This is a genomic window from Desulfosporosinus sp. BICA1-9 (genome assembly GCF_000802135.1).
Window position 1 is genome coordinate 1 of the sequence record NZ_JUEE01000082.1, and the last position, 14268, is coordinate 14268.

Annotated in this window: 14 protein-coding genes and 4 pseudogenes; all 18 read right to left on the reverse strand. The window is 39.1% G+C overall.

Features of this window, described 5'->3' with window-relative positions; translation table 11 throughout:
* Positions 1 to 344 (reverse strand): annotated as a pseudogene (locus tag JL57_RS10300) (DUF3102 domain-containing protein); the annotation flags it as partial.
* A gap of 356 nt (positions 345 to 700) precedes the next feature.
* Positions 701 to 1222: pseudogene (locus JL57_RS10305) on the reverse strand (S16 family serine protease); the annotation flags it as partial.
* Positions 1191 to 1376: a hypothetical protein gene (locus JL57_RS10310; protein WP_034141967.1), complete on the reverse strand. Its 186-nt coding sequence runs from the start codon at positions 1374 to 1376 to the stop codon at positions 1191 to 1193. The pseudogene JL57_RS10305 and the gene JL57_RS10310, both read right to left, overlap by 32 nt.
* Before the next feature lie 84 nt (positions 1377 to 1460).
* On the reverse strand, positions 1461 to 1820 hold the full coding sequence (locus JL57_RS10315; protein ID WP_034141968.1) for a hypothetical protein: 360 nt from the start codon (positions 1818 to 1820) through the stop codon (positions 1461 to 1463).
* 111 nt (positions 1821 to 1931) lie between these two features.
* Positions 1932 to 2333, reverse strand: coding sequence for a hypothetical protein (locus JL57_RS10320; protein WP_291299931.1), 402 nt, complete (start codon positions 2331 to 2333; stop codon positions 1932 to 1934).
* A gap of 60 nt (positions 2334 to 2393) precedes the next feature.
* Positions 2394 to 2549: a hypothetical protein gene (locus JL57_RS34065; protein WP_291299932.1), complete on the reverse strand. Its 156-nt coding sequence runs from the start codon at positions 2547 to 2549 to the stop codon at positions 2394 to 2396.
* Positions 2533 to 3876, reverse strand: coding sequence for an AAA family ATPase (locus tag JL57_RS10325; protein WP_034141970.1), 1344 nt, complete (start codon positions 3874 to 3876; stop codon positions 2533 to 2535). Before JL57_RS10325 ends, JL57_RS34065 begins: the two co-directional genes overlap by 17 nt.
* Positions 3877 to 4002: 126 nt before the next feature.
* Positions 4003 to 4149 carry a hypothetical protein gene (locus JL57_RS34070; RefSeq protein WP_291299933.1) on the reverse strand — a complete coding sequence of 49 codons (147 nt, stop codon included), beginning with the start codon at positions 4147 to 4149 and terminating at the stop codon, positions 4003 to 4005.
* A complete protein-coding gene (locus JL57_RS10330) occupies positions 4146 to 4628 on the reverse strand; it encodes a DUF1819 family protein (RefSeq protein ID WP_291299934.1) in 483 nt (160 codons plus the stop codon). The genes JL57_RS34070 and JL57_RS10330 overlap by 4 nt, the downstream gene beginning before the upstream one ends.
* A 173-nt stretch (positions 4629 to 4801) precedes the next feature.
* On the reverse strand, positions 4802 to 4981 hold the full coding sequence (locus tag JL57_RS34075) for a JAB domain-containing protein (protein ID WP_366557007.1): 180 nt from the start codon (positions 4979 to 4981) through the stop codon (positions 4802 to 4804).
* A 477-nt stretch (positions 4982 to 5458) separates the two neighbouring features.
* The gene (locus JL57_RS34080) at positions 5459 to 6385 is read right to left on the reverse strand and encodes a DUF6155 family protein (protein ID WP_291299936.1); all 927 of its coding nucleotides are present in this window, start codon (positions 6383 to 6385) and stop codon (positions 5459 to 5461) included.
* Positions 6386 to 7243: 858 nt separating this feature from the next.
* The gene (locus JL57_RS10345) at positions 7244 to 7486 is read right to left on the reverse strand and encodes a hypothetical protein (protein ID WP_034141972.1); all 243 of its coding nucleotides are present in this window, start codon (positions 7484 to 7486) and stop codon (positions 7244 to 7246) included.
* A gap of 327 nt (positions 7487 to 7813) precedes the next feature.
* A pseudogene (locus JL57_RS34085) lies at positions 7814 to 7903 on the reverse strand (SEC-C metal-binding domain-containing protein); the annotation flags it as partial.
* A 224-nt stretch (positions 7904 to 8127) separates the two neighbouring features.
* Positions 8128 to 8433: pseudogene (locus tag JL57_RS10350) on the reverse strand (DUF1643 domain-containing protein); the annotation flags it as partial.
* A 138-nt stretch (positions 8434 to 8571) separates the two neighbouring features.
* A complete protein-coding gene (locus JL57_RS10355) occupies positions 8572 to 10551 on the reverse strand; it encodes a DUF2779 domain-containing protein (protein ID WP_034141974.1) in 1980 nt (659 codons plus the stop codon).
* Positions 10552 to 10616: 65 nt separating this feature from the next.
* Positions 10617 to 11045 (reverse strand): hypothetical protein, encoded by a 429-nt coding sequence (locus JL57_RS10360; protein ID WP_034141975.1) that lies wholly within the window; start codon positions 11043 to 11045, stop codon positions 10617 to 10619.
* A gap of 314 nt (positions 11046 to 11359) precedes the next feature.
* Positions 11360 to 12724, reverse strand: coding sequence for a DUF6884 domain-containing protein (locus tag JL57_RS34090; protein ID WP_291299937.1), 1365 nt, complete (start codon positions 12722 to 12724; stop codon positions 11360 to 11362).
* 78 nt (positions 12725 to 12802) lie between these two features.
* On the reverse strand, positions 12803 to 14002 hold the full coding sequence (locus tag JL57_RS10375) for a HEPN/Toprim-associated domain-containing protein (RefSeq protein WP_034141976.1): 1200 nt from the start codon (positions 14000 to 14002) through the stop codon (positions 12803 to 12805).
* Positions 14003 to 14268 lie beyond the last annotated feature (266 nt).

The following is a 14268-nucleotide window of genomic DNA, read 5'->3' on the forward strand; positions in this document are numbered from 1 at the left end:
TTATCGAGTTCCGCTTTGGACGTCTTGACGTTCTCCAATTGGACCTTCAGATTGACAAGCTCCGCAGTCAGCTCGGTGATGATACCGTTTTGGTTTTCCACTGATTTCTGGAGGTCTGCGTTCTCCTGCAGGGCCTGGTCTTTTTCCTGTAAAACCTGGTCTTTTTCTTGCAGGGTCTGCGTTCGTTCATTGACCGCTTGCCTGAGTTCCTGTTTGGTCATTCCCTCGATATCCATATCAATGATGAATTGCGCCCGTTCCTCCTTGGGGATCCCTAAAAGAAGCACCGCCTGGCTGTAGTTCAAATTCGGATCCGGATCCGAATTTGAGGAGGTAGGCTGTCCGGCTCCGGCGGAATCTCGGTTTGATTATGATATCGTAATAAAAAGATCTGGAACAATTGGAGCGTTATTTGAACCAGAAGATGGTTGATCGTTCATATTACGCATGGTGCTTTTGGTCAGCATTTTTTGGGTACTCTTCTATGCCGAAAAAGTATGTCGATTCATTATTTAATGGCTGGAGTAAGAAGAAAATTGAGGCAGTACGAAGCAGAATGACCGATATCCAGTTACAACTATTTCACTAAAACTATACACTGGTCTAAATTTTCCCCAGCTTTCTTACAGGCTAATTTAATAGCCCTATTTTCTGATTCATAGAACATTACATTACATCCTCTACCTAAAGTAATTTCCTACTACTCCACTCCCAAAGCCTTAAACACCGCATCTTCCGGACTTTGATAAAACGCCATCTGAAACTTCGCAAAGAGTTCTGATGGAACGGTGGCAATATCCGTGGCCGATGCCATTGGAAGTAATACTTTCTTGGCTCCAGCATCAAAGCACACTTGCAACGTGTTGGCTAACTCTTCTACTTTATTGATGGTGCCACCGAGACTCATAGAACCCAATACGACTAACTGACTTTGAGGAGGTTTCCCCATAGCTCCAGAACACATCGCGATAAAGGCTGTCAACGTCAGCTCAGGGGTCATGCCGATGCCTTGGATATCTTGAACATACAGCAGGTAATCCTTGGTCTTAGTGCTTATCGAACCGCTGATGCTCCTACTATTGGCTTTAAAATAATTAAACGCAGTCAGGGTGTTTTCTTTGGCTTCCCTGCTGTTTCCAAGCCCAGATCTCTCAAATTTTCCAGATCCGGTCACGACTTCCGTTTCAATCTTATACACTCCGATCATCCCGGAATCCCCGCGACCAAAGCTTTACCTCACCTAATTCCAGCTCATCGACGACCTCTTGGAAATCCCCATCAGCATCGTACCAAAAGATGATCTGCCGTTGGGCCCCGTCTCGACACGGTGCCTGAAATTTATCGGTCAGGGCTGCATTTATCTGGTCATGATTCATGGTTTCACCTACTATTTCTATACATTAATCATAAGGCTACAGCCTTAAACTTGGGATACGCCTGATTCCTCTCCGCCCATTCATCTAATCCCCCAAGTTTTTGTCAAAGACCTTATCCAGAAGTAATTCATCCGTTTTAATAATGGGATTGTTATTCAGTTTTCCATCGATCATATACTTATCCACATAAAAGAATTCTTCACCACAGACATGCTTTTGCGGCACTATTGAGTCACAGAGCTCTCTGATTTTGTCAAACTGTCTTTCTCTTTTCAAACCATTTAACCTGTCCATAAACAGGTTCACAAAGTTAATCTTTTTGACGAACTCTTGAGGTAAAGTGTATCTAAATGTTTCTTTCAAGAACTCACAACTCTCGACTTGATTAAGGGTTGAATAGTGCTGGTACCACTTCTTTGAATTCTCCAATAGTTCTACAGACAATATTGTTTCACACCTTTATATGGAATATGATTCCTTCAGTCCCTAAATCCACTAAACTTGCCACCCATCCTCCTAGACCATTTTATTAAAGCTTGTCAGCAAATGTATTCATCAAAAATGGATATCCCCAACTCTTTGACATTGATTTTTAATATCTTTAAAATCTTCTACAGCACCGGCTTTTACTGCTATTCTTAGCAATTCCTTTAATTTATTAACAATATCTCTACGACGTTCGATCAAACCCTCTCTATTTAGGCCAGTATGTTCGATTGTGGTTTTTGCCCTCAAATCGTTATTAATAGACAGTATTTTCGCCGTTTCTATATCTATTTCTAAGTAATTCTTTATCTCATCGAATGTTGGGTTTAAAATTGGATTTTCGTCATCCCATTTATCCCCTTTATATTTTTTGCTATTACACACTTCGCAAGAATAATTGAGATTACACCATTCAAAACATAGGTGTGGAAATTTACTTTTAGGCATTAAATGTTCTATTCTTTCAAACACCTGAACCCCAATTGGGGATTCACAAAAACAACACTGCCCCTCAAACATTTCATGTAATGTTTATTTGACATCTTCTTGTCTATATTTATCTACGAATTTTTGCGGGATATCATTAAACGTACTATGTTTCGGAACTTCCGCTAACAGGTCAACAGTCCATTTTTTTGCATTTTTCTTTAGGCTTTCTGGTTGTGCCAACCTATCTACTTTGTGCATTTCTCTTCCCTCGTTCCTTTAGGATGTCCTCAATTGAGCCAAGTTCCGCTAATTCAACAGCAGCATCATTTTGGGGAAGATTTGAATACACATCATCTTTCAATTGATTTAATTTGGTATTTTCTTCATCTGATAATTGGTTTTTGATTTTCTTAAACGACAGCTGTTTGATTTCTTCAAGTTGTGGTTTTACTTCTGGCGATCTTTCGTCAACTCCCATGAATGTATTCAAAACATCATTTACTCGCCAGCCGTATGGAGATTTTATATATTTAGTATCTAGCTCAATAATCGGTGTACTAGTATCTGAGTCAAATAGACTTATAATTTTTTTATCCTTACAGGACGCTATGACAACTGGAGAATGGGTAGTCGCAATAAATTGAACATATGGAAATGTTTGCATTAGAGCCTCAACAATCCTCCATTGCCATTTCGGATGAATATGTAAATCAATTTCATCAATTAAGACAAGTCCAGGGGTTTTCTCTGTAACGTCACGTCTTAAATCAGGATTTAGTATGGCCATTCTATAAGCAATATCCGCAACCATTCCAATAAGGCTACGATAACCTGCACTCATGAATCTAAGTGGCAAGGCCTCGCCATTGGAAAAATACACAAGTTCTCCTGTCCGCTCATCATAGAAGATGGTACTATTTATATCTGTGTTTTCTAAAACACCAATAAACTTACCAACAGCTTTTTTTACTGATTCATATTCAGCAAGTTCTGTTTTTTTCTGATAGGCGATGCGCTCCATTCTCTGACACCAGTTGGTAAGCATACTAATATTGGACTCGGAAGCCAAACAATGAGTGTAACCTACATTACGCATATAATTTACTGTAAATACATCTTCCCATTTATCTCGTTTTTGCGTCCACATTCTTCCTGCGCTTTGATAGCTGATAACTGGAAACACATTGTTTTTGTTTTTTGTGAGTGTTGTAGCATATTTGGAAATATTTTTAGTTGTAACCGTTCTAGTTGTTTTCTTTTGGCTACTTTTGCTTCTATTCCATACAATTTCTTCGTCCGCAAAATCCGCGATACATCTAACTACGGTAGGGGTAAAGTATTCAATATCGTATGAACCATCACCTACTAAATGGCCTATGCTTCTGACATCGTCAGGTGTGAAATGTATTGTAGTTATACCATCAATCCCAACTATAAATCCACCTAATCCAATAGCTATTGCTTCCAACACTGATGTTTTACCCATTCCATTATTACCTATAATTAAGTTGAACTTATTATCAAAATCAAAGGTGTTATGTTTAATTCCTCTAAAGTTTTCAATGGTAATACTTTTTAAAATCATAAAATATCACCCCTCAGTTTAATTACAGACTATGCACCAAGTGCTAATCACCAAGACTACATTAACCAATTATTGGCATTATCATTGCGCGCTAGTTTGTCATTCTCAATCCTTTTAACTCATTCGTCAGATCTTCGCCAACACCTTCTGAAACTTAGCGTAATTGACGACGACCCCGTCATCCAGATCTATCTCAATCTGCTGATCAGCCAGATTATGAATCACTTCGTCATATTTTTTTAGTTCGTCCATCTGTTTGGTTAAGACTTTCAACCGCTTCGTCGCTTTAGTCTTTTCTTGCGTGTACTATTAATCAAACCCGCCTCAAAGAGTATTATACTATAGACCTGTGACAATTTTTTGAGCGTCGATTCCTGCCACCCTGCCACTTTAAGACTTTGTTCTGCTTTATTGTTAAAGAAGATGCAAAAATCCTTAGGTTCTAGTTCCTGCTCTCCTAGCCGTACTTTTTCCAGATATACTTCTTCTATAAACTCTAGAAATAGCCGATTCGTTTTCATGATCGCTATTAAGGCCACGAGTTTGCTTGTATGGAGAGAACCTTGAACTAGTAGGTTTAACAGTATTTCATCTAGAACTGCTACTCGCTTAAGCGTTGCACTTAGTAGCTTATCCAGGCTTTTATTTGTGGCGTACTGGAACAGGTTTTCGTCAATAATTTTTGCACTGATTTCTACACTAGAGAGCCCTGCTAAGGTTAGTTTGGCGACTTGCTTCAGTTCAACATACAAAAAGGGCTCACCCGTGAGATTTGCGAAATACTGTGGTACCACTGCATCACTTCCGATTTAAGCTATATTGGTTATTGTTATCATTCAACCTATTCTTTAAACGAAATCTCATTTTATTTCCATTTAGTTACAATTATTGTTCTGTATTGAAAACTAACAGTTCTATCACTTGTCTATAATAATCTCTTTTCGGAACAGCTAACATACGCTTGTCCTGCAGCAATGATGTGGTCAAGCACAGATATTGAAATAGGTTCTAAGGCAACCTGGATCCTTTTCGTTACTTCAATATCTTGAGGCGAAGGAATACTGCAATACTCCGTGTCCGTCAGCAACGACTGCTCCGACTTCAATGATCTCGGGGAACCAGACTCTCACTCTTCAGTATCTTTTGTGCACTTAAAGGCAAAAAAACACCGAAGACTCGTTTGCACTTTCTTCGGCATTATCATGTGTCATGGCTATATGAAAATAAAAAATAGACCATTCAAAATGGTCTATTTTCTGGTCGGCATTTGGTCAAAGCTTGCAGTTTGACCTGCCTACCTTAAAAGGCTGAAAGCCTTGATATTACTGGTCGGAGCGACATGATTTGAACATGCGACCTCTACCACCCCAAAGACACGGAGCAACTTGTTACAGCTTAGCTTATTCTGTTAAAACCCTTTAGTACCAAGGGTTTCAGGCATCGGTCATACCGGTGCCTTTTCTTATTTTGTTATGCTTTGTTATCTCTTATTACCCTCGTTGCATTAACGGTTGCATTACTTTTGTTTCCCTTGCCTGGTCCATCTCAATACATCTTCCGTAATTATTCATCGGTTACTGAATCATAAATTATAATCATCAACTAATTGATAATTTTTACTGTTCTTTTCAACTAATTCTAATAGGCATAGGGGAAATGAATACTTTTTTCTTCCCAATCGCGCATTTACAACAATACCGTATAAATCAAAGATACCTTCAATATCCGTAACTTTAATAATGTCACCTACTTCCAAAGGGCCAGGATCATCAATAATTTCGGCCGAAAATGGAAACTGGAGGTTTTCCTCAAGATATTCGCACCAAGCATCCTCAATTTTCGAGTCATCCTTGCCACCACAACGTATAATAAATTCGTTAACTCGTCTTTCCTGCTCGTTATAATTATTTTCGGAACGCTTTATTTCTATTGACCTCAAATTGTCTGGTTCTTTTTCATCTTTTTGTAGCTTTATTATACCTTCATCCTCATAGTACGCATAATATAAATCGCATAAACCATCCGAAAACCCCCAACCAATACCGTCACTAGCCTCCATGATCTTCCTAAATCTGTCCTGGAATTGTTGATTAAGATTTTCCTCAAAAACAAACTTTAAGGCTTTTTCGTACATACCCTCTATATTATTGTAAAATTTTTGGTCAATATCACCATACTCATCGGTAAACTCAACTCCGTTTTCCGCATATGAAATCATTAATTCTGCTATGTTCTCTGGTGACCGTGAAATCTTCCTAAAGTCCTCCAAAGCCTTTTTCATTACTGAGTAACGCAATTTCCCGAGTCCTCTGTCCTGGAAAAATTCATCCTCGATAATTTTATTGTACTTTTCTAGAATATCCTTTTCACCCGCAGGATCTAACTTGACTTTGTAATATTCTTTTACAGCCGGAAAGAGTTTAAATAGCTCTGTGATTTCTCCTTTTAATTGAACTTCATTGAGGCTTGCCAAAAACTTCTTAAGCTCCGTAACCTTTACCTCACCCATTCTGTATGCTCCTCCCGCCAACGCTGTTAATTTATTGCAATAACTTCATAATTCTTATTATAACACCCAATCCAAGCCCCAGATATAAACAGGCACCGAACCTAAAAGCTTCAGCGCTTAGTCCAATAATTCTAATATTTTTTCTCACAAATTCACCTTGACCTGAGTTAGTATGCAACTGCTAACCGCTTGCACGGTTAATTGGCTATCGTCTCATAGTATCGGTATTTTCAGAAGGTGCAACGATTTGAGAAGATTTTGACAAGATTATTCGCTCTGTATTGTATCCTAATTAAAGCAAATCCCGAAACGATTCACTGCCAATAGGGTATTGGCATTTACTTTAGTTAGGCAACAATTTCTAGGCCAATGTATATTGTTCCTTTCCTTGGTACATATTGTCTTGGCAATGGGTACACATTGTCTAAAATCTTTTTCCGAAAGTAAAAAGCACCTGCTTTTATTGAAGCAAATGCTCATATGACGTAATCGCCCTACAACTCGTTTAATTTGTTAAATTCATACTCTGTAAGTTAGTGATAATATGCGCTTAGAGTTAAAACATTTGATTTTGCCGAGGGTGACGAACCAGGAATATTTCAATATCATCTTTTGTAATACGATAAAAAACCTTATATGGCTCAGATTTTCCAACAGATATGAGCAGCATTCTTAAATTAACGGGGTAACCTTTAAGTACAACAGCTTTTCCTGGGACATATACGGAAAAGTCCTGTCCTTGGAAATAATTATTGATGTGCCCCCTTAAAAATGATGCTATAGGTGTAAGTTCTATTTCTCTTCTCCATTTATCAAGAAATATTAGTGAATCAACTGCCGATCTTCTCCAATGTATTCTCATGCTTCTCTAGAAAAACCCAAAATTATGTCTATTTCTAAATCAGAAAGGATTGGGTTTTCTCCTTCCAAAGCTTCTACTAACAGTTGTTCTTCTTCGGTATCAGTCACCTCATAAACATTAGCATCATTGTATTGTTCAACTTCGAATAATAAAAACTTTCGGTTACCAATTTCGATATATAATGAACCTGAATTGACCGCTTCTAGAACATCTTTATTTTGAATTTTAATTGCCTTCATAATCACTCCTAAACAAAGGATATATCTAATTATACCATGATTTATAAAAACGAACCTATTTATTTAACTGGTTAATATAGAAACAAAATTGCTGTTATTCGTTTCTGATACGACTATTTTCATCCTTATATTCCTAAATTATTTTGACAATAAACCAAACGGCTCCTAATTATAAGTCCAATACCTGACACAGAGCAGGCTTTAACCTGCCAGAAGCTTCCTTCCTCCCGAAAAAAGGGGGAAAGCGGAGATTAACCCCGCAGTCCCACTCACTCAACAACCTCGCAGCGCTCACTACGCGCCCGGGCTTGCGCACCTTCTTTAGCTCTACTTTCCACAGCATCTTTTGTACTTATTGCCACTACCGCATGGACAAGGATCATTCCTGCCAACTTTACCTTTTTCTTTACCAACACTTACCAAGCCAGAACTTAGGCAGTATTTGCGGCGTTGACAATTGCATCAACGGATATTTTTGTTATATCGTTTCGGATTATTTCCAGTGGCATAAGTGGGGATTCTCCTTTCAAAGGATTACTAGGTATCACATACTTCTAACGCTACTTTCAGCTTGTCAAAATGTGTAATGCGCCAATCAAAGAAGGGCGGCTGCCCGCCACCCTAGAGCAACTGACGGCGCACTAAGCCAACTTCCAGTCTTTCAACTCCATCTCGTAGCCCCAGACTTGACCATGTAAAGGATAGGGACCTTTCTCGGATACTCTATCGACATAAGTAATCGGCAGTGGGTTTAAAAGGCGAAGTACATCTTTGATCCGACGGATATAGATCCTTTCAAATCCCTTAAGGGCTGTTCCCCAAGCTACAATTATTTTGCTCACTTCTCCTGCAGCCTGTTGAATGAATTCATCATTCCGGATTCCTTTGATCCGTTGTTCCCCACCTTTGTTCTTACAGAGTTCTACTAGGTCATCCGCATTGGTTGTTCGGTATAAGAAACTACCTGTTTTTCTTGATGCTCCCCCCGTTTACTGATGCTGCAATTCCACCGCGCTTTGAATCTCACCGGCGTTGTGATTATAATCCTCGGGAGACGATTTGATGAATTTCTTTAAAACCTTTTCTTATTTCGGGTAAACTAAATCCTTCCAGCCCTCGTAAATCATAACCATTGCTAAAGTATCCAACTCACAATACTTCAACAATGCTTTCTCTATTTCCGTACGTTCATATTCCGACATCTCTTCGAATTGCATTCGAGCATAAGCTGTTAACGCAGCCCCTCCATCACGCAACTCATCACTATCGCTCAACACTGCGAAGTCTTTTTCTGAAATATCCTGAAACATATTAGGCAATAGTTTATAGGGATCAAGGACCCTGTCTTCGACATACTCAATCCATTTCCAGTTTCGATAATTCAAACTTGGGATACCACCATCGGCGCCATAAATAGGGTTGGCGTATTTTTCTTGTAGGAATCGTGAACTATTCAGAATCGCTGGCAAAACCTGCTTAATGGAATTCGAGCCCTTCGTGGCGGGATCATAATAATATCGTTTGACAAGTTCGCACATATCGATCATATTGCGGGGCCCTGCCACCCACTCTTTACTCTTTTTTACTGGAGTTGTAATGGTGCGAATAAAGTTACAGAGTTCCTCCCTGTCTGGTATATCCTCTTGGTCTTCCCCCAATTGCCGATAAATCATATTTAAGTACGTGTTTTCATGCGCAGCATATCGGAAAATGCTCCCTTGATCCTGGTCCAATTCGTTTTTCAGACTTCTGAGAAAACCATAGTTGGGGAATACCCCTGGTGCGGTGTTAAGATATTGTCCGCGATGTTCAATCCGCCCGTCTTTTTGCACGACATGGTGGGAAAACTGAAAGGCAATTCCTTCATAAGGACGTCTCCCTTTATTGAAGGGAATCGCAACCATGGAGGTTTCAAAATCTATGAAATGTAGCGGATAAACCCACGCACTCATCTCACGGTATAGATTTTCTGAATCGATCCAATGAGTCGCGTCATGGCTTTGAGCTTTTGTTACTTGCAGCCATTGCCTAGCACTAGAGGATATACCCAGATTGTCATCATCTTTTGGTGAAATATCTTCTTTGCAAATGTCCGATAGTTTGATGCGTCCTTCATTTAGACATAGGTCCTTTTTTCGAAAATTCCAGATTTCGAACATGGTTGAATCCTTGAAATCCTCGTCGGACCAGTTCAGACCTTCCTTCCAGCACTCATGAAAGCCGCTTTTCATGCCTACCTCCCTCTCTTGGTCAGTCGCTTTGAACTCGCAATGAACGCAGCAAGTAGAAGGCAGCGAAACTATTTTTTCGTCTCTGACATAGTAGTTAGCCAATAAATTCACATGTTCAACAAAACTAATTGGTTTCGGACCGACAATGACCTCTTCGGAATAGATTAAGTCACAACTGTCATCGACCTTGACCTTGACCAGAATCTGTTCGGAGAGATCTTCCTCAGATAGAGTTTGAGCTACCAAAACACTTTTTCTCCCGTTTTTATTTTTGGTGATTTTGAATTTCTGATTAAGCCCGTCCGCAGGACATAGGGCATTTTTATTGGCCATCATCAGATATGCAGAAACGGCATACGCTGGAAAGGCAGATCGGATGACATGTTTCTGAAAAGCAACATCTTCTAGATAGGGTTTCCATGATGAGGTAATCGACCTGTTTTTAGTCAGAAAAGCTTCTTCAGAATCCGTGTCAACCGATTTCGCTTTGACCTCTACTAACTCGATGTGGTTCTTATTCTTGATTAGAATATCAACTCGGATGAAAAGCGTTTCAAAGCGAACAGCCGCTTCATAGATGATAACCTGATCATTCTTCAGCAAGTCATTTGTCTGACGTAGTGCCTCGTCATAATCCAGTGTCTTAATATCATGCCCGCCAGGAAAATAGCACTTGGCCAATTCTCCGACTTGGAATCCTCCATCAGCCAAAGCGAGCAGAAACGTATCCTCTAGATTTTGATTAGCGTATTCGGATTTCCCCGTATAATAAAGTTTTGTTGGACATTCTAATCCCAATTTATATCGGGATTTGGTCAAGTATCTGGATCGCATAAATCAACCCCTCCCTCATCACCACTATTCCAAAAGGCGAAAACAAATCGTTGTTACAATCAGGCTCACAGCTTTGAATTCCAATACTCTACATAGGCTTTATACCCTCGCACATCAGCAAAATAGGCTACAAGCTGCTCTCCTTTAAGCTTATATGAATTCAAGAACTCCACGTCATTACGGCAAGCTTTTTCGATTCGATGGTTTCCATCGATTATTTCAAACACACCTGGTCGGATTTCTGCCTGTAATATCGGCTTAGTTATATCCACCTTTGGCAGATGATCCTCGTTTACAGAACCACGAATATGTCTCTTGAACCACTCACTAACCTTGATCAACTCTATTTCAGCTTCAAGTTTCCCTGCTGTGATATGTTCTAATATCTTTGAAATATTAAAGTTAAAAATTCCATTAGGATATATTTCATCGCCTACATTCGTTGGAATTGGATTGTAATTTTTATCAAGCTTGAGCTTTCGGCTCTTATTCATCCTCAACAAGCCTCGCTACGTTCAGACCACATTTCTTACATTTGCCCTTAAGTAGGACGCCAAATATTCCGTCATCATGCAAAGAGTACTTGATAATAGTAGTTACTCCGCAAGCTGAACAGAATACATTGTTTTCTATAAGTTCCTGTATATTTCGGGGTAGCTTTGCCCATTTCTGAGCTGCTTTGAATCTAGTACTGACATTACGCCACCTCTTTCCCTTTCAATACGCTCTTAGTGGATCTGTTGAAAATCTTAAATATACGATATCACGACCATAGTAGTTCATTTCTGGGTAGCTCTATTATCTACAATCATAAATAGTACTTTACTGTCAGTTTTGTCGACTTCCCTTTGGGCGGCGCAAAAATAATATCATACTCATAGTTAAGTTTCTTAGTCATTGCATCGCAAACCGTTGGAGTCGCATTTACAAGCCCCAACTCCTTTTGTAAATCGCCCGCTCGTAAAATATAAGTGCTTTCCCCTGCTGCTTTTTTTTGCTGCAAAAGATTGGATATATAGTTCCTTACTTCTGACACTGATAGATTCGTCGTTGAGTGCTTCACCATTTTGGGCAAAACTGAAGTAGCTTTTTTCTTATTCATCGTTAAATGCTTCGTATGCGGCATCTGCCCAAATCTAATACTATCCTTAATAAATCCAAACTCCTCAACTGACAACGGCTCCGCATCGAGTCCCTGGGTTAACCACAAACCACTCCGGCTTATTCTATCTACAGGGCTAGATTTGCCGAGCCAGTTATTATCCGGATAAAAATCATCTGAACAATTCAGAAGTGAAATCAATGCTTCTTCAATCCGCAGTCTAGCTTCATTATTATTAATGGGAAAGCACACAAAGGATATATTATTATGCAAGTAATCACTAACGGCGGTTTCGATTTCCGCCTCTTTTACTTTGTCGATGGTGGCTGTGTTCTTTTTGTTGGACATATCCAGTGTCCAAAGATCGAGATATGGATCATTATTCTTACTGAGCAAAGCTTTGCCAATATTTTTCCTAAAAATGCTTCCGTCTTTATTTTGACTGATAAAATGGTCTTTTAATCTTGCCTTTAAGCGACCCTCCGCGGTGTGAGTCCCCACTCTTACAATCCTATCGAGTTCCCCCTGTTTTTGACCTTTCTCGAACATTATGTAGATTCCATCTTCAAAGGGAATCTTAGCAATCATTTGATAATCCATTCTGGGCATCCTATTAAATAACAGATGAACCGCTTTGCACAGATTTGTTTCACGCTCATAGGCTATTAAACGTTGAAGTGCAGATTGCCTTTCCCCTTGCCGTTTGCCTTCTAAAGGCAGGTAAATGTTTATGATACTGGGTAGTAGATATTTGCAATAATTATTGCCTGCCAGAATAATAAACTCATCCTTTTCAAGGGATGCTATGTCTTTTAGCTGTGCTAAAACGTTCTTGCTCCAGTCTTTCTTTTCATCCTCAGATTTATCTAAGAGCGTATCATTGTATGGCGCTAAGACCTGATCTTTCGATACAAGTCCATATTTTGCAGAAAGTACGTAAATATCGTCTGCAACAATTTCCGCATATGCATAGGCAAGTCGAAACGTCGGGCTTTTGGAATATAGCTCAACAGCAGGGCAATCGTAGTCTTCTTTTAGACTTGTACATGATATTAACGCTATTCTTGACAATATCACACCTTCTTCTGTCTGTTCTACTCTTTCCCAATACGTTAAAGATTACGTTCTTGTGTTTTGATAATAGAAGCTTTAAGAAGCATTGGTCACCCATTGATCGACTAAGTAATCCAAAAGAAACCGAAGTCTATCCGTATTATAACTACCGTCTGTCAAATTGGACCCTCTGAAGGCTCGCACTAGTGCGTCTTTACCTTCGAGTTCACCTTGATACCTATCTAATTCACGATTGTATGATGTCCAACGCAAATAACTTATAGCTGAACTAATTTTGCTCATGTCCAGAAAGCATTCGATTGCAACGGCTGAGCCATTAATGTCTTCAACAGACTCTCCATTCGGGCCTATCGTTCTGAAGCTTGAAAAATATTCATGATCGGGCAACTTGCATATATGCAAATTCTTTGGCCTGGATAAATCTCGACATTTTTCAAATTTCTCAATTCCCGCTGCATCATTATCAAATATCACAAGAATATTGTTTTGTATCTTTATTCTTGATAGTCCTTGGCAAAACCGGAATAGGTTGCCTGTTCCCGTAAATGGATAATTCTCTTCCATATCCACAAAGTAGAAAAAGTCCGAGATATCAGGATAAAGCGCATTTATTGAACGCTTAATAATAAAGGAGTCAGAAGAACCTTCTGTAACGACTAATATCTTTGACGTATCAGATAGCGGGATGAACACCTCGTCAAAGCTAACCCATCCTCCTTCCACAATATCAGCGTAACGCCACTGAACAAGGAAATCTGCATTTTCGTCTTTCTCAGCAAGTAACCTTAACGTAATATATGGATCCAAGTTTTCAAAAAAAGTGCCTAAATCCTTATCAATAGTAATACCTTCTGGTAAGTATTGGGATAATTCAGGATCAGCAAAAATATAACGACTAACAAACTCACCCAAATCACAATCATAACAACAATTAGGGTCAAGTACTATTTTTTGAAGGTCTATTGAACTAATAGCTGAAAGAAATTGTTCAAAAGAAATTGTAACCTCTGAATAATAGCTAGGCATCATTTGAAGATGCTCTACATATCTCCTTTTTAAAGACTGAAAGGAATACCCCAACAGATCCAACCGTTTCTTTAGAGAGCCTAACTTTCGTGAGAATCCTTCTTTCATTTCAACAATATCATCAGCATAATAATAAGGAATTTGCATGACGTCAAATCGTTGAAACAAACACGAATGATCTGTAAAGGAATTATTCTTTCCCCAATCTATCTCAAATTTATCGATCCCCAAGGTGATCATTGAACCCATAAGCATTATCCCCCATTTTATAAATTCCCAGAACACAGTGCTAACCTTCTTAATTTTATGCGCAGTGTCACACGTCGCATAATAGACATAACTACTTTTTAATATTTAGGCATCAGGCCTCGTTACCAATGAGATCGTTCTGATTAGCGTTCTATATTAGTTATTCCTCTTTATCCAGTCCTCATCTCCGTTGTTTTAGTAAAACATAAGATACACACGTTATAGGAGTCCATAGACTCCTGGGCCTCATGTTTCAGTTACTCATC